The following is an 18,556-nucleotide window of genomic DNA, read 5'->3' on the forward strand; positions in this document are numbered from 1 at the left end:
CAGGTGCGTGCGGTGATGCCGCCGCTGCCATGCATCCGGCAAGCGCTCATGCGAACGGCCGGTCGATCGCCGGCGACGGCGGCGTAAACCAGCGCGCGCCGTCGTCGGTCACGTAGAAATGGTCTTCAAGCCGAACGCCGAACGCGCCCGGCACCACGATCATCGGCTCGTTGCTGCAGCACATGCCCGGCTTCAGCACGGTGTGGTTGCCGCGCACCAGGTACGGCGCCTCGTGGATGGCCAGGCCGCAGCCGTGGCCGGTGCGATGCGGCAGGCCGGGCAGGCGGTAATCCGGGCCCAGGCCCGCCGCGTCCAGCACCGCGCGTGCGGCATCGTCGATCGAGGCGCAGGTGACGCCCGGGCGCACGGCGGCGAAGGCGGCGGCCTGCGCGGCGTGTTCCAGGTCCCAGATCCGCTGCTGCTCGGCGCTTGGCGTACCGAAGATCCAGGTGCGGGTCACGTCGGAGTGATAGCCCTGCACGGTGCAGCCGGTGTCGATCAATACCAGTTCGCCTTCGCGCAGGTGCTGCACGCCCGGGATGCCGTGCGGAAAGGACGTGGCATGGCCGAACTGCACGATGCAGAAGGTCGAGCCGTTGTCGGCGCCCAGCGCGCGATGGGCATGGTCGATGAAGCGCACCAGTTCGTCGGTGCCGATGCCTTCGCGCGCGATGCCCGCGGCCAGCCGGTGGACCAGTAGGGTCATGTCGCAGGCCTGTTGCATCAGCGCCAGCTCCGCCGGCGACTTGCACATGCGGCAGCCGTCGATGATCGCAGCGGCATCGCTGATCGCCGACACGTCCAGGTGCGCGCGCAACCCGGTGTGGATGAAGAAAGCCGCGCCCGGATCCAGTGCCAATGTGCGTGCGCCGCGCTCTGCCATCAGCGTGGCGACCAGGGCGTAGGGATCTTGGTGCTCTTCCCACAGGCGCTTGTCGGCAGGAATCTTCAACACCGCGTCGAGCGAGCCTTCCTCGAACGCCGGGCACACCAGCACCGGCGCATCGCGGGCGGTGATCAGCAGCGCGACCAGGCGCTCGCTGGCGCCCCACGGCACGCCGGCAAAGTAACGCAGCGAGGTTCCGGCGTTGACCAGCAGCGCATCGACGCCCTGCTCGCGCATCAGCGCGCGCGCGTGATCGATACGCTGCTGGTATTCGGCGGCGGTGATGGCCGGGGCGCGCTGGGCCCACGGCACCAGCTGCGCCTGCGCCTGTTCCAGGGTGAGGTGACCGATCTGCGGGCTCATGCGGCGCTTCCGATGTAGGCGGTGGTCCAGAGACCGTCGACGATGCGCTGCACGCCGCCGGGATTGGCATCGCGCAGCTCGACGGGCAGCAGCGCGTCGGGCACCGCGTCGTAGCTGTGCAACGCGGCGAACCGATGGATCGAGGCCGGCATGCCCACCGCGGTGAAGCCCGGATGCCCGGTGCTGGGGAACGGCCCGCCGTGGTTCTGCGCGGCGCTGACCGCCACGCCGGTCGGCATCTTGGAGTTGATCAGGCGGCCCACGCGCGCGCGCAGCACCGGCGCGATCGCCTGCCAGGCCGCATCGTCACTGCCATCGGAGGCGCGGTACAGCGTGCCGGTGAGATTGCCCTCGAAGGCCTTGGCCACGAACACCATCTCGTCGGCATCCTCGACCCGCACCAGCAGGCTGACCGGACCGAAGGCCTCGGTCTGCAAGGCCTGCGGCTGGGCGATGAACTCGGCCGCATCCACGCTCAGCAATGTCGGCGCATAGCGGGAGCCTTCGCCCTGCCCAATCACGCCAACCGCCAGCACCTCGGCGCCTGCACGGCACAGCGTGGCCACACCTGCAGCGACGTGATCCACGCCGCGCTGCGAGAACAGCACCATCGGCGAAGCGTTGGCGAAGTGCGCCGTTGCCGACGCCACGAACGCATCGCCGGCCGCCGAACGCGGCACGACGACCACGCCGGGATTGGTGCAGAACTGCCCACTGCCCAGGGTGCACGAGGCAAAGAATTCCTGCGCAAGCGTATCGCCGCGTTCGGCCAGCGCACCGGGCAGCAGGAACACGGGATTGACGCTGGACAGCTCGGCATAGAACGGGATGCCCGCGGCATCGGCTGCGGCCTTCAGCGCCAGCCCACCACCACGGCTGCCGGTGAAACCAATAGCCCCCAGGCGCGCGTCACCGGCGAGCTTGAGCCCGATGGCGTTGTCGAACTGATACAGCAGCTGCACCGACGCGGCTGGCAAGCCCGCCTGCAGCAGCGCCGTATGCGCCAGCTGCGCCATGCGCTGGCTGGTGGCCGGGTGCAGCGGATGCGCCTTGGCGATCACAGGGTTGCGCGCGGCGATCGCCGAGGCGAAATCGCTGCCCGCGATCGCATTGAAGGCGAACGGGAAATTATTGGGGCCGAACACCAGCACCGGCTTGCCCAGCGGCGCCAGGTGCGCACGCAGGCCTGCGGCCGTGTCGATGGTCGGGTTGGTCCAGCTGTAACTGCGCACCGCCTGCGCCGCCTGGCGCAGCTGGCCACTGGCGCGTGGCAGTTCGTTGCCACGCAAACGCGTTGGCGCCGCCAGTGCAGTCTCGGCCGCGGCCAGCGCGACCAGCGTGTCGGCATCGGCATCGAGCGCATCGGCATAGGCTTCGAGAAATTCCGCGATCCGTTCGGCGGGCGTAGCAGCCAGTTCGGCGGCCACGGCGCTGGCGGCGGCGAGTGCCGCCTCCACATCGGCTGCACCGCTGACCGGAAACACCGGGCCGATGGCCAAACCCGTGGTCGGATCGGCTGCACGGAACTGGCCGGTGGTGCCCAGGCTGGACTGCCACTGGCCGGCGAGCAGGACGGGTTGGATCGCGTCGTTCATCGAATCTCTCATGATTCAGGGGGGTCGCCTGCCTCCACTGCAAGCAGAGCCGGCGACGCCACGTGCATCTCTTCGCACCTGGCGCCGCCCGTTCCATCGCCGCGCGCCTGCCGAGGCACATCCCCGGCAGGCGCACGACGCTCGATCACAGCGCCGGCTTGGTGGCGATGGCGTGGTCGATCACCTTCAGCGCGGCTTCGCGCTCGGCGCCTTCGATCACCAGGCGCGGGGCGCGCACGGTTTCGCTGCCCAGGTCGACTTTCGCCTGCACCAGTTTGATCAGCTGGACGAACTTGGGCACGGTGTCCAGGCGCAGTAGCGGCAGGAACCAGTTGTACAGCTCGGCCGCCGCGGCGTAGCCACCGTCGCGCGCCAGTTCGAACAGCTTTACCGACTCGACCGGATACGCATTGACCAGGCCCGCGATCCAGCCCTGCGCGCCCATCGCCAGGCCTTCGACGATGGCGTCGTCCATGCCGACCAGCAGCACCAGGCGATCGCCCAGCAGCTCTTTGATCGCGGCAAAGCGACGTATCTCGCCGGAGGATTCCTTGACCGCCTGCAGGTTGGGGAATTCGCCCGCCAGCTGCGCGATCTGCGACGGCAGAATGTCGGTGCGGTAGGCGACCGGGTTGTTGTAGAGGATGCACGGCAGGTCGGTCGCGCCCAGGACGGCGCGCGCATAGGCCGAGGCCTCGTGCCAGTCGGAGGTGTAGACGTACACCGGCAGCACCATCAGGCCGCCTGCACCCGCGGCCTTAGCGGCCTGGGCCAGCTTGACCGCCTCATCGGTGGACAGCGATGCGATGCCCGGCACCACCGGCACGCGACCGTCGACGGCCTTCACCAGGGTGCTGATGATCGCGACTTTCTCGTCGAAAGACAGCGTGGCCGCTTCGCCCAGCGAGCCCAGCGGCACGATCGCCGTGCAACCGGCTTCGACCATCTGCAGCGCGTGCTTGGCCAGGAAGCCGTGGTCGACGCTGCCGTCGGCGTTGAACGGGGTGGTGATGGCGGGCAGGACGCCCTTCCAGAAAGAGGCATTGCTCATGGATGTATCCCTTGCGAGTCGTCGGTGAAGGAGGGTTCAGTGGGAAGCCCGGCCAGCGCCGCGAGGCGGACCGGGAACAACGGCGGCCGGCGGCCGTCATCGGTGGAAAGGCGCGGGTCGGCCAGGCCAAGTTCGGCCAGTGCGGTGCCGCAGATCCGGCCCTGGCACGCGCCCATGCCGCAACGCGAAGCGAGCTTGGCGTCGCGCTGGTCGCTGAAGCCGCGTAGCTGGCCCAGCGGCACGTCTTCGCAGCGGCACACCAAGGTGTCGTCCTGGGCCAGCGCATGGACCCGGTGATCCAGGGCGAAGGTTTGCTGCAGCAGCGTGGCGAAGGCGCGCGCCTGCCGGCGACGCGGCAGCAGCACCTGCGCGGCTTTGGCATTGCCGGCGGCCATGTGCCCGGCAATGGCGCCTTCGATCAGGGCGCAGTCGCGACCGCCGATCCCCAGCGCTTCGCCGGCGGCGAACACGTGCTCGACGCTGCTGCGCAGCTGCGCATCCACGGCGACCTGCGGATGCGCGCCGGTGCGCTCCAGGCGACAGCCCAGCAGCTGGGCGAGTTCGACATTGGGCACCAGGCCGTAGCCGACGGCGAGCTGGTCGCAGGCGATGCGGCAGCGGCCGCGCGGGCCTTCGATCTCGACCTCGCGCACCTGCGTGTCGCCATGCGCGGCGACCACCACGCTGCCGCGCTGGTAACCGACGCCCGCCAGCTGCGCCTGCAGCACCAGCGCCTGCGCAGCCTTTGCCGGCCAGCGCGGCAGCTGCAGCGCGAAGCGCGCCAGCGCGGCCGACGATGCCTGCTCGTGGATGCCCAGCACGCGCGCACCATGGCGACGCAGTGTGGCGGCGCTGGCCAGCAACAACGGTCCGCTGCCGGCGATCAGCACACGCTTGCCGGCCAGCGGCCATCCCTGTTTGGCCAGCGCCTGTGCGCCGCCGGCGCCGGTCACCCCGGGCAGCGTCCAGCCGGGGAACGGCAGCAGCAGTTCGCGTGCACCGGTGGCCAGCACCAGATTGCGGTAATGCAGCTTGCGGGCGCCGCCAGGACCATCGGCCAGCAGCCAGCCCGGCTGCGCCAGCGCGATCTGAGCCTGCGCCAGGAATTCGATCTGTTCGCCTTCGATCGCCGCCAGTGCGCGTCGTGCAATAGCTGGCACGCCGTGCGCGATGTCATGGCGCCAGACCTGGCCTCCAGCGCGCGGCTGTGCATCGACCAGGCCCACGCGCGCGCCGTGCAAGGCGGCGGCTTTGGCCGCGGCCAGGCCGGCAGGACCGGCACCGACCACCAACACCTCGTAATGGCGCACGGACTCAGTCATCGGTGAGCACCGCCATGCCATCGCGCGCCGCCGTCATGCAGGCGCGCAGCTGGGCCACGCCATCGATGCGTACCCGGCATTCAAAACACACGCCCATGCCGCACAGCGGCGCGCGCGGCTCGCCGTTGCGTGAGCGACGGAATGGCCCACCGGCCAATGCCACGGCGACCGCCACGGTCGCGCCGGCCGGCACCTGCACCGGCTGGGCATCCACGGTCAGCTGCAGAAGCGCGCTCATGCGGCTTTCCCGGTGATCGCCCGGTCGGGCAGATAGGGCGCCGGATCGATCTCCGGCGTGCGCCCAAGCAGGCCATCGACGATCAGGCGCGCCGTGCCCAATGCCGTGGTGACGCCCAGGCCTTCGTGCCCTGCCGCCACCCACACCTCGCGCCGCCCCGGCACGGGGCCCAGGTACGGACGACCATCCGGCGTGGCCGGGCGAAGGCCGGTCCAGACCCGGATCACCTGCAGCTCTCGCAACACCGGCAGGAATGCCACCGCCTGCTGCAGCATCTGCCGCAGCAGCGGCAGGTTGATCTCGCGGTCGGACACGTTGAACTGCCGCGACGAGCCGATCAGGATCTGCCCGGTCGGACGCGGCTGCACGTTGAAGGCGACGCTGGTGTCGGCATCGCCATGCGCCGAGTCGGCGTAATCGAGCGACAGCAGCTGGTGATGCACCAGCCCGGGATAGCGATCGGTGATGGCCAAATGGCCCTTGCGCGGCCGCAGCGGCAGTTCGGGCAGCAGCTGCGGCAGCTCCACGCCCGTGGCCATCAGCACCGGGCCGGTCAATCGCTCACCGTTGTCCAGGCGCACGCCACGATCGACCAGCTCGGCCACGCGTCGGCCCGCGTACAGGCGCGCGCCGGCCTCGATCGCCTGGTCCACCAGATGCCGCGCCATGCGCGGCGGATACACCACCGCCTCGCCAGGCACCCGCATGCCGCCGGCCAGGCCCGGCACCAGGGCCGGTTCGAACTGATAGAGCTGCTCCGCATCGACCCGCTCGGCGGTCAGCCCGGCCGCCGCCAGGCGCGCGATCTTGGCCGGCACCGTCTCCAGTTCGCGCGGATTACGCGCGACCCACAACGTGCCGCAGCGGCTGAACTCGGCGTCTTCCAGATGCGCGTAGCGCTCCCAGAGTTTCAGCGAATACGCTGACAGCGCCAGCTCTGCCGGATCGTCATCCATCGCCACCAGGTGCCCCATCGCGGCCGCCGTCGCGCCGCCGCCGATCGGGCCCGGCTCGACCAGTGCCACGCTCAGGCCTTCACAGGCAGCATTGGCAGCACAAGCTGCGCCCACGATGCCGGCGCCGACGATGATGAGGTCGTAGCGGCTCATTACGGCGCGACAGGCTCCGCGCCGATGCCCCAGGCGAACGGATCGACCGGGTCGATCAACAACTGCGCGCGCGCGGTGATGTGGGCGGTTCCGGTGATGCGCGGCAGGATGCCGCGCGCGCCTTGGCGGTAACTGCCTTCGAACGCGCTGCCCAGGATGCCTTGCTGGATCCAGCGCTCGCCCTCGGCCAGTTTGCCGTCGGCCGCCAGGCACGCCAGCTTGGCGCTGGTGCCGGTGCCGCACGGCGAACGGTCGTACGCCAGGCCCGGGCAAAGCACGAAATTGCGCGCCTGCCCGCTGCCATCCGGCGCTAGGCCGTTGACCTCGATGTGGTCGATCTCGCCGCCGTCGGCGCCGGTGATCCCGGCCGCTTCCAGCGCCTGGCGGATCGCTTCGGTATACGCTGTCAGCGCGCGCTGGTTGGCCAGCTCCAGCGCACACGGCGACTGCGAGGTGATGAAGAACCAGTTGCCGCCCCAGGCAATGTCGCCACGTACGCTGCCGTGGCCGTCGACCTGCACCTGGATATCGCGGGCGTAGCGATAGCTTTCGACGTTATCGACCGAGACATTCCCGGCCTCGTCCAGATCGACCCCGACATTGCCGACCGGCGTCTCGATCAGGTGCCGCCCGGGCCCGATCCGGCGCAGCGCCACCAGCGTGCGGACCACGCCGATGGTGCCGTGTCCGCACATGCCCAGGTAGCCGACATTATTGAAGAAGATCACCCCGGTGCAGGCGGCCGGATCGCGCGGCGGCAACAACAACGCGCCAACCATCGTGTCCGAGCCACGCGGCTCGCAGGCGATCGCGCTGCGCCAGTGATCGAAGTCGCGACGGAACCGCGCGCGGCACTGGGCCAAGTCACCTTCGCCCAGTTCAGGGAAGCCCGCGATCACGACACGGGTCGGTTCGCCGGCGGTATGGGAGTCAATCACGTCGATCGTGTGCATGGGACAGATGCTCCCACCCGGCACGCAATGACGACTAGCGCCGAATGTCGGCAGCAAATGCGGAAATCCGCACAATCGTTTTCCCGCCGCTGCGCCCGCTTTGCGCTAGCATCAAAGCCCAAGCGCCCCCAGCACACCGCCAGCGGATCCAATGGACGTCAACCTCTCCGGCCTTGAAATGCAGGCCTTGTTCGATGCGTTGCCCGAAGTGGTCTTCTTCATCAAGGACCAGGAAGGACGTTACACGCATTGCAACCTGACCCTGGTCCGGCGCCTTGGGCGCAAGCAGCGCAGCGACGTGATCGGCAGAACCGTGCTGGAGTTGTTCCCGCTGCCGTTCGGCGGCAGCTACATGATGCAGGACCGTCGCGTGCTATGCGGCGAGCTCATCGACAACCAGCTTGAAGTGCATCTGTATCCCAACCGCATGCCCGGCTGGTGCCTGACCTTCAAGCGTCCGCTCTGCCGGGGCGAGGACGTGGTCGGCGTGATCGGCATCTCGCGCGACCTGGGCCAGCCCGACAACCGGCATTCGGCGTTCGAGCGCCTCAACAAGGTGCTCGACCACATGCAGAACCACTTCGATGACCAGATCCGCGTGCAGTCGCTGGCGGACCTGGCAGAGCTCTCGGTGGCGCAGCTGGAGCGCCATTTCCGCCGCGTGTTCCAGGTGACACCCCAGCAGCTCCTGACCAAGCTGCGCATCGAGGCCGCCATGCGCCTGCTGCACGGCGACGAAAGCATCGCCAGCATCGGCCAGCAGTGCGGCTTCGCGGACCAGAGCGCTTTTGCGCGGCAGTTCAAAGCTACCGTTGGCATGTCACCGCGGGACTATAGAAACATCAAAGGTCAGCTCTAGTCCAACCGGAACTTGAGACCGCAAATCAGGACAACGCAACCTGCCGAGATGATGCAGGCTTACGTGGTCGTCCGCTTGCATCAAGCGCACCGCTTGGCTTATCCCACACCTGCTGGATCGGCCACCTTGAGAAGAAGCATGCTAACCCCCGATAAGCCTGCCTAATCGCCATGTCCTACTGGTCCGCTACCGGCCAGAAGCGGACATCAACCAACGCCTGAATTAAGCCGACCCGCAAAGCGGGTTCGGCTTGAATGAATTGTTAGCCCTCAACTGGCTGACCATGTTTGATACCGCTCTATGGAGAGATCAGGGCCATTAGGAAGCTCTACAACCTGCGGATCTCCGGATGCAATTAGCTGAAACACCTGGTTCTCTGTCCACAGCAACCACTCAGTCAGCGGCTCTTTGCCGAGCTCAAATGCGGTTGTATTTGCGGCAACGTACTTGCGAAAGGAGGAAACATTGACCCTGCGTAGTACCGTGCGGCTCTCAATAGTCAAATCTGGATCTTTTGCATCATAGGATTCGTTGTAGGTGAACAAGGCGAGTGCGTAAGGAAAACGCACCTCAACAGCCCGACTGGCCGGCCCGATTGTGACCGGGAAGTAAGGACCTAGTGCTTGGTCTCCGATCTGTACGGGAAGACGTTCCCTGCCTTTAATGCCCTCAGCCAGGCGAATGTGCAACTCGCCGCTAGGCAGTTGACTACATGCCTCCAAGAACCAAGTGTGTCCGGTGTCAAGCACTGTTTTCATTGAGGGCTAACTACCTAATATACGGATCCCGGGGTCCGGTTATACGACTGATCCACAGCGCACCGTACGCCGGGCTATCCCATTGATAAGGCTTGATCTTAGGGCCGCTCGGTTTGGCTAACAAGCCGACGTATAACCGGACCCAGCAGAATGCAGAACGTGTGCCGCAGCGGAAGTCCGCTATGGGTCGGATGCTGCCGTCTCGCAGTAGCAACTCGCTGCGGCCGCGAGGCTGAAGACGGTGTTGACCTGCAACATCATGGAAGCGCTGCGCCGCCGCCATCGGCGGCCTGGGCATCGGCTACATGTCTGAGTTCCTTGCACATGTCGCGCTGAAAGATGGACGCCTTCATTCTCTGCCGAAGAGACATCTGGTCGGCCCAGGCCCGTTTTCGATCTTATGGCCGCCCAGTCGCCGGCTCTCTCCGAAGCTGCGCGTATTCGTTAATTTCTTGAGCCAATGACTATTTGTCAGCTGAGAGCTTCGGTTCGCCCCCGGGAAGTTGCGACTAAAGCGCTTGGATTGCCAAAAACAAAATAGCGCTTGGGACAATCCACATGGACCAAGCCAGCTGGGCTTGATACATGCCGCATTGTCGCTGGACGTTGGTAGACGTTTTCTAGTTTTCATCTTCCCAAGGTTCGTGCTCGATCTCCTCATCCGATTCCTCCACCCGATCCGGCTCGACAGGCTCAAGGAGGGTGTAGTCGTCACGGGCTGGATCTGCCACCGCTCGGCTCACCGGATAACTCTCAAGCGCTGGTAGCAAGCTTCGCCTTTTAAGCATGACCGTGGTGGTCAGCCGAAAGGAGAGCCAGTCCATCGCGCTATCGGGATCGAGGAACACCGGGCCATCGGGAGTCAGTGGCGCCGGGATAGCCGGATTAGGAGCCGTCAAAAGGCTGAAGCTATCGAGCACCACATCATCCTGACCCTGCCAGCGTTCCCAGATTCCCGCAGCCAGCAGAGCGATGCCGTCTTGTCGCTGCACAAAACGGGGCCATGGGCGCTTCTGACTCCGGTCCCATTTGTAGTAACCGGTCATGGGGACGACACAGCGGCGCTGCTTCCATGCATGCGCATAGATTCTGCTGTGCTGCGCGCGTTCGAGCCGGGCGGTCACGGTGGTGTAAGGCGTAGTTGGCTCTGCTGACCATCGCGGAACCAAGCCCCAGAGCATGTCTGCCTGGAACGGGGCCTCATTGACCGCCTGGGCGATCACGCAGGCTGGCTTTGCTTTGGCGATGTTGTATCGCTGAGGCGCAACAGAGACGGCCATCGCCAACTGGACCGGTAGCCCCGCCGGAAGCATCTCCATCCCCGCAATGGCTTGGACGAATCGTCGCATGACTTAACTCTAGCCGGCCTGCTGTGGTGGTGGATGCAAAGACGCCGGCCCGCTGTCTTGCCACTGCGCGAACGCCCGCGGCCGTAGCTTGCAGAATCATCGATTCCTCATTTCCCAAAGGGAGAACCGTCATGGCATTGGTGCATTCGATCTTGATGGGCGCGGTGGCCGGCATGCGCGCGGTAACTCCGCTGGCGGCCGTGACCAATGCCGCACGCAGCGGCATGTTGCCGCGGGACAACGGCGCACCACGTCTGCTGTCCAACAAGCTCGCATCAGCGGCGATGCTGGCGCTGGCTGGCGGTGAACTGATGGGTGACAAGATGAAGTCGGCGCCTGATCGGATCGTGCCCGCCGGTATGGCCACCCGGATCGCGACCGGATTGATCGCCGGTGCTGCCTTGGCGCCGAGGCGTCAGCGCGGCCTGGGCGCTGTTCTGGCGGCGGGCACAGCCGTTGGTGCAGCGTATCTGACCTTCAATCTGCGCATGCGCGCGATCAAGCGCTATGGCCAGAAGAGCACAGGCGCCGTTGAAGATGTCATCGCCGTTGGGTCGGCCGCCCTGATCGCGCACAGCGCGTCACGGCGATAAGCAAGGCGCATGATCGGCAAATCGCGCATGGACTTGCGGTGCTAGGAATAGCGACGACCAGACATGCCGTACTTCAGCAGTGGCCCGTACTCGACGAGAGGCTAAAGGTGCGCCCTATGCACGCCATGTCAACGAGCAAAGCTGCTTGGCCGGACATGCGCGTATATTCGGCATTGGTCCCGGCTTGTCCGGTCCCAGGGGGGGGAATATGGATCTGACACCGGTGCGGCCGGTGAAGACCATGACGGCGACAGATTGCTGCGGGTGACTCCCCCGGATTTCGTGCGACCTCGCCGCCGCCTCCCTGCTTCAGGATGGGATAGGTCGATCCGCTATTTGCAGATGAGCTCTCGGGTCGATCAAGCGCCAGCCCGCCGTGGTCAGTACGCCCTGTCGAGCCAGTCCGCTGCTTTCCAGCAAGGCCCATTGCGTCAAGTCCGGCCTGACTATCCCGTTCTTGATTCCGACCAGGGTGGCCATCAGCAACTCGTTGGCGATTTCCATGTGACCTCCACTTGATGGAGGCAATGATGCCCAGCGTGATATTACCACAACAGGTCAGAATTGCCTTGCCTGCTGTCGGAAAATTCCGATCCCGGACGAAGCCCCTTGGCGCATTGAGAGGAGGACCACTCAAGCCCATCCTGGATGGCTTCCAAAGCCTCTGTCAACCTGATGCCAGGCACTTTCATGTCAGGCCGATGCCAAGCTCGCGGCGCCGCTCGAAGCGAATTCCGGACATGGCCTCGGCGCGAGCCTGGGCGAGCACCACGCGATTGCGCGCGATGGCGCGGTCAGCTGCAGGAAGTGCCTGCACAAGCGCCAGAAACGTTCTTTTCCATGAATCCAGGAAATCTGGCGAACGCCCGCTACGCAGGTGATGCTCGATCTCTACGGGTGCCCAGTCGCCAAAGGCAGAGCGCAGATCCAAGGTTGTCTGCTCGCTTGCAAAGCGCTCGAGCGAGGATCTCCAGAACTGGAGAGCGGCCTGTGTCCCTGAGAGCTCCTCATTGATGCGTGCGGATTCCGCACTGCGCGCTGCGTCTTCCACAAACTCACCCTGCTCTGACATGGGCAGGAAAATTACCTCGTTGCAGGTCGCGGCGGCGTCGACAAATTACTTCAGGCTTGGTGACGACTACCAAGTTTGCATGCCCTTATGCGGCTGCTACGCGGCAGCTGACTGGAATGTCTGCAACATCTTGATCACCTGGCCCAGGCTGTAGGGCTTCTGCACGAACTCAATCTCGCTCGGCAGCGGGGGCAATTGATGTCGGGAATGACCAGACGCCAGCACAATCTTGATGTGCGGCATCATTTTCTGGACGCGTAGGCTGAGCTCGGCGCCGGTCATCTGGCCTGGCATGTAGACGTCGGTGAACAACACATCCACCTCAGTTCCAGAGGTCAACATCTCAAACGCGGTCTGTGCATCAGCGGCCAGCTTTACGTCCATGCCCATGTCCGCGAAGACATCTGCCATAAGATCGCGCAGATCCACCTGATCCTCGACGTAAAGGATGCGCAAGGGCTTGGACATGAGAGCTCATTGAGGGTGGAAGATAGAACTGCAGTATCCCCAGACGCTGCAATTCGTAAACGGCGGCGCGCGGACAGGCCACCGCAGCGGAGGTGGATTTTTCCCGGGATACACGTGAAGGATGCGTGTAAGCAACATTGTAAAATTCCGGCTCTGGAGCGCGTTAAGAATCGGCTAACATCCCCGGTCCTTTCTTGTTCCAAACACCATGCGCGCGACGACTGCATCACGTGACCCCTGGATCTGGGCCGCGGCCTTTGGTCTGCTGATTGCCACCCTGGTGCTCGAGCTGATCACGCCATTGGGTTATGCGGTGTGGTTGCTGCATTTCATGGCAGTAGGCATCACCATCTTTCAAAGTCGCCCCAAGCTGCCGCTGATCGTGGCGTTGCTGTCATGCGTCCTGCTGGTGGTCGGCTTTCAGTTCGCGCCTCCGAGCAACAACTCATCCTTCTCGATGGTCAACAGGACCATTGGCGGAGCGTGTTTCTTGGGCACCGCGTTGATTGCGATGCAGGCCATCCGAGCCCGCCTGGCATCTCAGGTCGCCCTTTGGCTCCAGGCCAGCGAGAATGCGGTCGCGGTGGCGCTGCAGGGTGACCTGACGCCAAACGAGATCGCCCAAGCCTCGCTGCGCGTGCTGTGCGAAGTGTTAGACGCCCAGGTCGGTGCACTCTATCGCCTAGCCGGTGACCGCCTCAGCCTGGCCGGGGGGATTGCCCTACCCTCGGATATTCCCCGCGACATACCTACTGGCGAAGGCCAGCTCGGCGAGATCATCCTTCTGGCCAAGCCGCGCCAGCTGAGCAAAGTCAACCAAAGCCGCGTCTTGATCGAGTCGGCCCTGGGGCGCGGCTCACCAGACGAACTGCTGCTGTCGCCGGTCACCGACGATGGTCGCGTGATCGGTGTCCTGGAACTGGGACGTCAGGGTGTGCACAACGCTGATGGTCGCAGCCTGGAGCTGCTCGATCGCTGTATGGAAACCATCGGCGTAGCGCTGCGCACTGCCCAGCTCCGGGCCGAGCTGGTTGAACTGCTTGAAGAGACCCAGCGCCAGAGCGAGGAGCTGCAGGCGCAGCAGGAAGAGCTGCGCGTGGCCAACGAGGAACTGGAAGAACAGAGTCGCAGCTTGCAGCACTCCCAGACCAACCTGGAGCAACAGCAGAGCGAGCTGGAGCAGATCAACGTGCACCTGGAAGAGCGCACGCACGAACTCGAATCCCAGCGACAGGTCTTGCTCACGGCTCAAGGCGAGCTGGTGCGCAGCACCAAGGAGCTGGCCGCCTCGTCGCAGTACAAGTCTGAGTTCCTGGCCAACATGTCCCACGAGCTGCGCACCCCGCTCAACAGCTCGCTGATTCTGGCCAAGCTGCTTGCGGACAACCGCGACGGTGGATTGAGCGCCGAGCAGGTCAAATACGCCCAGGCGATCTACTCCTCCAACAGCGACCTGCTGGCCCTGATCAACGACATCCTGGATCTGTCCAAGATCGAGGCTGGCCATGTGGAGCTGAGCGAGGAGACCGTGTCCACCGCTCCGCTGCTGTCACGCCTGCGCGAAACCTTCGAACCGCTTGCCAGCCAGAAGGGCCTGAGCCTGGATATCAGCGTTGCGCCAGGAACGCCCGATCGCCTGACCACCGACAGCCAGCGTCTGCAGCAGATCCTCAAAAACCTGCTGGCCAATGCGGTCAAGTTCACCGAGCAGGGACGGGTCAGCCTGACGCTGCACGCGCATGGCGCCCAGCGCATTCGGTTCGTGGTCAGCGACACCGGGATCGGCATTGGCCGGGACCAGACCAGCGTCATCTTCGAAGCTTTCCGCCAGGCCGATGGCAGCACCCAGCGCCGCTTCGGCGGCACTGGCCTTGGGCTGTCGATCTCGCGCGACCTGGCCCAGCGCATGGGCGGTTCGATCACGGTAGACAGTGAGCCGGGCCGCGGAAGCATCTTCACTCTGGAACTTCCCCTTGACGGTGCGCCGGCTGGAGAGAACGTTCAAGCCGAGGCGGCCGCGCCAGCGGCCACCGAAGCTGCGCCAGCGCCTGTAGCTGCCAGTCCTGCCGGCGCCACCATTAGCCAGCCCAGCCCACCAGTCGCTCCCCAGGACGATCGAGACCACCGCACGCGCCCTGGTCGGGTCATCCTGGCGGTGGAAGACGATGCGGCCTTTGCCCAGGCATTGATCGAGCTGGCCCACGACATGGACTTTGACTGCGTGGTCGCCGGCACAGCCCAGGAAGCCATCGTCCTGGCATCCCAGCTCCATCCCAGCGGCGTCTTGCTCGACATCGGCTTGCCCGATGTGTCGGGCCTGAGCGTGCTTGAGTCGCTCAAGCGCGATCCGGCCACGCGCCATATCCCGGTCCACGTGGTCTCGGCGCAGGAACGCAACCAGGTGGCCATGGAACTGGGCGCAGTGGGCTACCTGCTCAAGCCTGCGACACGCGAGCGCCTGGTGACCGCGATCCGCCAGCTTGAGCAAACCAGCGAACGCGACATGCGCCGCCTGCTGATCGTCGAGGACGATCGCGAGCTGCGCGAGAACCTGCGCAGGCTGCTTGCGCATGAGCATCTGGACATCACCACGGTGGGCAGCATCGCAGAGGCGATGGAGCAGCTGGCGGCCGCCACCTTCGACTGCATGGTCACCGACCTGTCCCTGCCCGATGGCAGCGGCTATGACCTGCTCGAGCGCATGGGCAACAGTGACTCCTCAGCCTTCCCACCGGTGATCGTCTACACCGGCCGTGCCCTGACTCGGGATGAAGAGCAGCGCCTGCGCCGCTACTCCAAGAGCATCATCATCAAGGGGGCGCGCTCGCCCGAGCGCCTGCTCGACGAAGTCACCCTGTTCCTGCACAGCGTCGAAGCCTCCCTGCCCTCCGATCAGCAGCGCCTATTGCGCGAGGCGCGTCGCCGCGACACGGTCCTGGACGGGCGCACGATCCTGCTGGCCGAGGATGACGTGCGCAACATCTTCGCCCTGTCCAGCGTACTTGAACCCCTGGGGGTGAAGCTTGAGATTGCCCGCAATGGTCGCGAGGCATTGGAACGCCTGACTGCGTGCGATGTCGACCTGGTGCTGATGGACATCATGATGCCGGAGATGGACGGCCTGACCGCCATGCAGGAAATCCGCAAGCAGCGGCACTGGCAGAGCCTGCCGATCATCGCGCTGACCGCCAAGGCCATGGCCGATGACCGCGAGCGCTGCCTGGAGGCTGGCGCCAACGACTACATCGCCAAGCCGATCGACGTAGACAAGCTGATCTCCCTGTGCCGCGTGTGGTCCTCCCGCCAGTGAACGAGACAGAGCTGTTCGACCTGGAGTTGAAGCTGCTGCTGGAGGCCATCTACCAGCGCTACCACTACGACTTCAGGCAATACGCGCTCTCCTCTCTGCGCCGGCGCGTGCGCCATGCCATGTCGCGCTTCGGATGCGAGCACATCAGTGACCTGCAGCGCAGGCTGCTTCACGAGCCGGACCTGTTCGCCCAGGCCATGCAGTTCTTCACCGTGCAGGTTTCGGAGATGTTCCGGGATCCGGACTACTTCAGCGTGTTGCGCCAGCACGCCCTGCCGGTGCTGGGCACTTACCCTTCGATCAAGCTCTGGGTTGCCGGCTGCAGCACGGGCGAGGAAGTCTGGTCGCTGGCCATCCTGCTCCATGAGGAGGGGCTGCTGGATCGGAGTCTGATCTATGCCACGGACATCAATTCCGATGCGTTGGCTATGGCCGAGGCCGGGGTGTTCCCGATCGATCGCATGGCCTTGTTCAGCCAGAACTATCTCAAGGCAGGCGGCAAAGGCTCCCTGTCGGACTACTACAGCGCTGCCTACAACGGCGCGATGTTCGATCGCAGCCTCAAGCGCAACATCGTGTTCGCTGACCACAGCCTGGCCACCGACCAGGTGTTCTCAGAAGTCCATCTGGTGTCGTGCCGCAATGTGTTGATCTACTTCAACCGGGCTTTGCAGGACCGCGCGGTCGGCCTCTTCCACGAGGCGTTGGTGTACCGCGGCTTCCTGGGCCTGGGCAGCAAGGAGTCGCTGCAGTTCGGTGCTCATGCCAGCGCCTTCGAGGTCTGCGTCCGCGAGCAGCGCCTGTACCGGAAGGCCTCATGAACACCGCTAGCAGCCCCACCGGTTTTTCGGCCATCGTGATCGGCGCCTCCGCCGGCGGGGTGATCGCGCTGCAGCAACTGCTCCAGTCGCTGCCGGCCTCACTGACCGCGCCGGTGCTGATCGTGCTGCACCTGCCACGCGACCGGCCAAGCCGGGTGGCCGAGCTGCTCGGTTCCGGCTGTCCCCTGGCCGTGGCCGAAGCCCAGGACAAGCAGCCCTTGCGCGGTGGCGAGGTGCTGTTTGCCCCGCCCGACTACCACCTGCTCGTCGAAGACCAGGCCACGGTGGCGCTGTCGGTGGACGAGCCGGTGATGTTCTCCCGGCCGGCGATCGACCCGCTGTTCGAGTCTGCGGCCGAGGCCTTCGGCCCCGGGTTGCTGGCGATCCTGCTTACCGGCGCCAGCAGCGATGGCACCGATGGTGTGGTGGCAGTCCGCCGAGCAGGCGGCACCGTCTGGATCCAATGCCCCGACGAGGCCAGCTCGCCTTTGATGCCAGCCTCTGCGCTTGCCAGGGCCGGCGCCGATGCCGTGCTCACTCTTTCTGCAATCTGCGAACAACTCAGCCAGCTGCCCCATGCACATTAATCCCGAACCCCCAGCCGGCGCGTCTTCGGAAGCCATCAATATCCTGATCGTCGACGACGTGGCGGAAAACCTGATTGCCATGGAGGCGCTGTTGCGCCGACCGCAGTTGAACATCCTGTGCGCAGCTTCAGGCGCACAGGCGCTGGAGCTGCTGCTCAAGCACGACGTGGCGCTGGCGCTGCTGGACGTCCACATGCCCGAGATGGACGGGTTCGCGCTGGCCGAGTTCATGCGGGGCTCCATGCGCACCCGCCAGGTTCCGATCATCTTCCTTACCGCTTCGCCTAACGACCCGCTGCGTGCCTTCAAGGGCTACGAGACCGGTGCTGTGGACTTCCTGCACAAGCCGATCGAGCCGCTGGTGATCCTAGGCAAGGTCAATGTGTTCGTGGAGCTCTACGAGCAGCGCCAGCTGCTGACCAGGCGTAATGCGGAGCTGGAACGCGCCTTGGACCTCAACGAGACCATGACCGCGGTGCTAACCCATGACCTGCGCACCCCGCTGTCAGTCGTGCTCCTCTGCGCGGACAAGCTGCGCGTGGAGCTGCCCGATGAACCCGCGATCCAGCGCACGCTGGGTTTCTTGGACAACAGCGGCCAGCGCATGGCGCGCATGGTAGAGCAGTTGCTGGATTTCTCGCGCATCCGCACCGGTGGCCTGCGCATGGATTTCTCAGCCAAGGACCTGGGCAAGGTCGCGCAGGCTTCAGTGGAGGAGCTGCGCCAAGCCCACGGCCTGCGAAGCATTGAGCTGCAGGAAGAAGGCGACCTGCTCTGCGATGTGGATGCCGACCGATTTGCGCAGATCCTGTCCAACCTGATCGGCAACGCGATCGAGCATGGCGGTCAGGAGCCGATCGACATCTCGCTCGACGGCCGTGACCCTGCCCACGTGCGGATCACCATCAGCAACGCCGGCATGATCCCCGACCAGTTGCTGCCGCGTCTGTTCGAGCCGTTCAAAGGCCGCTTCCATACCAGCAAGGGTCTCGGGCTCGGACTTTATATTGCAGACCAGTTTGTCAGGGCCCACGGAGGACTCCTGAGCGCGCGCAATCACGACGGTCAGGTGTTGATGGAAGCGCTCATCAGCCGCCGCAATCGGTAGGCCAGCGGTACCTCTGATCGGACAAGTAGCTCGGTACAGGTCTTCAACACTGAAGATCGCGACGTTGTTATCGCTGCGTGCAGCCACCAACTCCGGTTATAGCCGCCGAGCCAA

General features: G+C 65.1%; 18 protein-coding genes. 6 read left to right on the forward strand and 12 right to left on the reverse strand.

The genetic code is table 11. From position 1 onward, the window contains the following. Positions 1 to 46: 46 nt before the first annotated feature. The 7 genes from BMZ17_RS07850 to BMZ17_RS07880 form a co-directional block, all read right to left on the reverse strand. Positions 47 to 1,249, reverse strand: coding sequence for a M24 family metallopeptidase (locus tag BMZ17_RS07850; protein ID WP_093137878.1), 1,203 nt, complete (start codon positions 1,247 to 1,249; stop codon positions 47 to 49). Next, entirely contained in the window at positions 1,246 to 2,844 is a 1,599-nt protein-coding gene (locus BMZ17_RS07855; protein WP_093137880.1) for an aldehyde dehydrogenase family protein, read from the reverse strand. Before BMZ17_RS07855 ends, BMZ17_RS07850 begins: the two co-directional genes overlap by 4 nt. Positions 2,845 to 2,989: 145 nt before the next feature. Next, positions 2,990 to 3,895, reverse strand: coding sequence for a dihydrodipicolinate synthase family protein (locus BMZ17_RS07860; protein ID WP_093137883.1), 906 nt, complete (start codon positions 3,893 to 3,895; stop codon positions 2,990 to 2,992). Continuing rightward, positions 3,892 to 5,217, reverse strand: coding sequence for an NAD(P)/FAD-dependent oxidoreductase (locus tag BMZ17_RS07865; RefSeq protein WP_175485503.1), 1,326 nt, complete (start codon positions 5,215 to 5,217; stop codon positions 3,892 to 3,894). Before BMZ17_RS07865 ends, BMZ17_RS07860 begins: the two co-directional genes overlap by 4 nt. Continuing rightward, complete coding sequence (locus BMZ17_RS07870; protein ID WP_093137888.1) at positions 5,210 to 5,455, reverse strand: 2Fe-2S iron-sulfur cluster-binding protein; 246 nt, start codon at positions 5,453 to 5,455, stop codon at positions 5,210 to 5,212. Before BMZ17_RS07870 ends, BMZ17_RS07865 begins: the two co-directional genes overlap by 8 nt. Then, entirely contained in the window at positions 5,452 to 6,564 is a 1,113-nt protein-coding gene (locus BMZ17_RS07875; RefSeq protein WP_093137890.1) for an NAD(P)/FAD-dependent oxidoreductase, read from the reverse strand. The genes BMZ17_RS07870 and BMZ17_RS07875 overlap by 4 nt, the downstream gene beginning before the upstream one ends. Then, positions 6,564 to 7,517, reverse strand: a complete 954-nt coding sequence (locus BMZ17_RS07880) for a proline racemase family protein (RefSeq protein ID WP_093137892.1) — start codon at positions 7,515 to 7,517, stop codon at positions 6,564 to 6,566. The genes BMZ17_RS07875 and BMZ17_RS07880 overlap by 1 nt, the downstream gene beginning before the upstream one ends. A 151-nt stretch (positions 7,518 to 7,668) precedes the next feature. Here BMZ17_RS07880 and BMZ17_RS07885 point away from each other — a divergent pair, with 151 nt between their 5' ends. Then, a complete protein-coding gene (locus tag BMZ17_RS07885) occupies positions 7,669 to 8,376 on the forward strand; it encodes an AraC family transcriptional regulator (RefSeq protein WP_093137894.1) in 708 nt (235 codons plus the stop codon). Between the two features lie 269 nt (positions 8,377 to 8,645). Here BMZ17_RS07885 and BMZ17_RS20900 read toward each other — a convergent pair whose 3' ends face one another. Both BMZ17_RS20900 and BMZ17_RS07895 read right to left on the reverse strand, forming a co-directional pair. Next, positions 8,646 to 9,134 (reverse strand): hypothetical protein, encoded by a 489-nt coding sequence (locus tag BMZ17_RS20900; protein WP_139202829.1) that lies wholly within the window; start codon positions 9,132 to 9,134, stop codon positions 8,646 to 8,648. Between the two features lie 620 nt (positions 9,135 to 9,754). Continuing rightward, positions 9,755 to 10,483: an SOS response-associated peptidase gene (locus BMZ17_RS07895; protein WP_093137898.1), complete on the reverse strand. Its 729-nt coding sequence runs from the start codon at positions 10,481 to 10,483 to the stop codon at positions 9,755 to 9,757. Positions 10,484 to 10,614: 131 nt separating this feature from the next. Between BMZ17_RS07895 and BMZ17_RS07900 the strand changes: the two genes are divergently transcribed. Continuing rightward, positions 10,615 to 11,076, forward strand: coding sequence for a DUF4126 domain-containing protein (locus BMZ17_RS07900; protein ID WP_093137900.1), 462 nt, complete (start codon positions 10,615 to 10,617; stop codon positions 11,074 to 11,076). A 309-nt stretch (positions 11,077 to 11,385) separates the two neighbouring features. Here the strand turns inward: BMZ17_RS07900 and BMZ17_RS07905 are convergent, their stop codons facing one another. From BMZ17_RS07905 to BMZ17_RS07915, 3 genes are all read right to left on the reverse strand, one after another. Next, positions 11,386 to 11,580: a hypothetical protein gene (locus BMZ17_RS07905; RefSeq protein ID WP_093137903.1), complete on the reverse strand. Its 195-nt coding sequence runs from the start codon at positions 11,578 to 11,580 to the stop codon at positions 11,386 to 11,388. Positions 11,581 to 11,764: 184 nt separating this feature from the next. Then, a complete protein-coding gene (locus BMZ17_RS07910) occupies positions 11,765 to 12,148 on the reverse strand; it encodes a hypothetical protein (protein ID WP_093137905.1) in 384 nt (127 codons plus the stop codon). 96 nt (positions 12,149 to 12,244) lie between these two features. Further along, the gene (locus tag BMZ17_RS07915; RefSeq protein WP_093137908.1) at positions 12,245 to 12,616 is read right to left on the reverse strand and encodes a response regulator; all 372 of its coding nucleotides are present in this window, start codon (positions 12,614 to 12,616) and stop codon (positions 12,245 to 12,247) included. 208 nt (positions 12,617 to 12,824) lie between these two features. On the opposite strand from BMZ17_RS07915, the gene BMZ17_RS07920 reads away from it, so the two are divergent. From BMZ17_RS07920 to BMZ17_RS07935, 4 genes are read left to right on the forward strand one after another with little or no spacing between them, the layout of a single operon-like run. Beyond that, positions 12,825 to 15,926 carry a response regulator gene (locus tag BMZ17_RS07920; RefSeq protein ID WP_093137911.1) on the forward strand — a complete coding sequence of 1,034 codons (3,102 nt, stop codon included), beginning with the start codon at positions 12,825 to 12,827 and terminating at the stop codon, positions 15,924 to 15,926. Then, on the forward strand, positions 15,899 to 16,747 hold the full coding sequence (locus BMZ17_RS07925; protein WP_175485504.1) for a CheR family methyltransferase: 849 nt from the start codon (positions 15,899 to 15,901) through the stop codon (positions 16,745 to 16,747). Before BMZ17_RS07920 ends, BMZ17_RS07925 begins: the two co-directional genes overlap by 28 nt. Beyond that, complete coding sequence (locus BMZ17_RS07930) at positions 16,744 to 17,334, forward strand: chemotaxis protein CheB (RefSeq protein ID WP_093137918.1); 591 nt, start codon at positions 16,744 to 16,746, stop codon at positions 17,332 to 17,334. Before BMZ17_RS07925 ends, BMZ17_RS07930 begins: the two co-directional genes overlap by 4 nt. Then, positions 17,324 to 18,442 (forward strand): hybrid sensor histidine kinase/response regulator, encoded by a 1,119-nt coding sequence (locus tag BMZ17_RS07935; protein WP_093137920.1) that lies wholly within the window; start codon positions 17,324 to 17,326, stop codon positions 18,440 to 18,442. The genes BMZ17_RS07930 and BMZ17_RS07935 overlap by 11 nt, the downstream gene beginning before the upstream one ends. The last annotated feature ends 114 nt before the right edge of the window (positions 18,443 to 18,556 follow it).

This window comes from Pseudoxanthomonas sp. GM95, from assembly GCF_900109775.1.
In the GTDB taxonomy this organism is placed as follows: domain Bacteria; phylum Pseudomonadota; class Gammaproteobacteria; order Xanthomonadales; family Xanthomonadaceae; genus Pseudoxanthomonas_A.

Coding starts and splice junctions, on each gene's coding strand:
- BMZ17_RS07895 (WP_093137898.1), bottom strand. CDS start 10,483: ATGCGACGATTCGTCCAAGCCATTGCGGGGATGGAGATGCTTCCGGCG.
- BMZ17_RS07860 (WP_093137883.1), bottom strand. CDS start 3,895: ATGAGCAATGCCTCTTTCTGGAAGGGCGTCCTGCCCGCCATCACCACC.
- BMZ17_RS07905 (WP_093137903.1), bottom strand. CDS start 11,580: ATGGAAATCGCCAACGAGTTGCTGATGGCCACCCTGGTCGGAATCAAG.
- BMZ17_RS07885 (WP_093137894.1), top strand. CDS start 7,669: ATGGACGTCAACCTCTCCGGCCTTGAAATGCAGGCCTTGTTCGATGCG.
- BMZ17_RS20900 (WP_139202829.1), bottom strand. CDS start 9,134: ATGAAAACAGTGCTTGACACCGGACACACTTGGTTCTTGGAGGCATGT.
- BMZ17_RS07865 (WP_175485503.1), bottom strand. CDS start 5,217: ATGACTGAGTCCGTGCGCCATTACGAGGTGTTGGTGGTCGGTGCCGGT.
- BMZ17_RS07850 (WP_093137878.1), bottom strand. CDS start 1,249: ATGAGCCCGCAGATCGGTCACCTCACCCTGGAACAGGCGCAGGCGCAG.
- BMZ17_RS07920 (WP_093137911.1), top strand. CDS start 12,825: ATGCGCGCGACGACTGCATCACGTGACCCCTGGATCTGGGCCGCGGCC.
- BMZ17_RS07875 (WP_093137890.1), bottom strand. CDS start 6,564: ATGAGCCGCTACGACCTCATCATCGTCGGCGCCGGCATCGTGGGCGCA.
- BMZ17_RS07930 (WP_093137918.1), top strand. CDS start 16,744: ATGAACACCGCTAGCAGCCCCACCGGTTTTTCGGCCATCGTGATCGGC.
- BMZ17_RS07870 (WP_093137888.1), bottom strand. CDS start 5,455: ATGAGCGCGCTTCTGCAGCTGACCGTGGATGCCCAGCCGGTGCAGGTG.
- BMZ17_RS07935 (WP_093137920.1), top strand. CDS start 17,324: ATGCACATTAATCCCGAACCCCCAGCCGGCGCGTCTTCGGAAGCCATC.
- BMZ17_RS07855 (WP_093137880.1), bottom strand. CDS start 2,844: ATGAACGACGCGATCCAACCCGTCCTGCTCGCCGGCCAGTGGCAGTCC.
- BMZ17_RS07910 (WP_093137905.1), bottom strand. CDS start 12,148: ATGTCAGAGCAGGGTGAGTTTGTGGAAGACGCAGCGCGCAGTGCGGAA.
- BMZ17_RS07915 (WP_093137908.1), bottom strand. CDS start 12,616: ATGTCCAAGCCCTTGCGCATCCTTTACGTCGAGGATCAGGTGGATCTG.
- BMZ17_RS07900 (WP_093137900.1), top strand. CDS start 10,615: ATGGCATTGGTGCATTCGATCTTGATGGGCGCGGTGGCCGGCATGCGC.
- BMZ17_RS07880 (WP_093137892.1), bottom strand. CDS start 7,517: ATGCACACGATCGACGTGATTGACTCCCATACCGCCGGCGAACCGACC.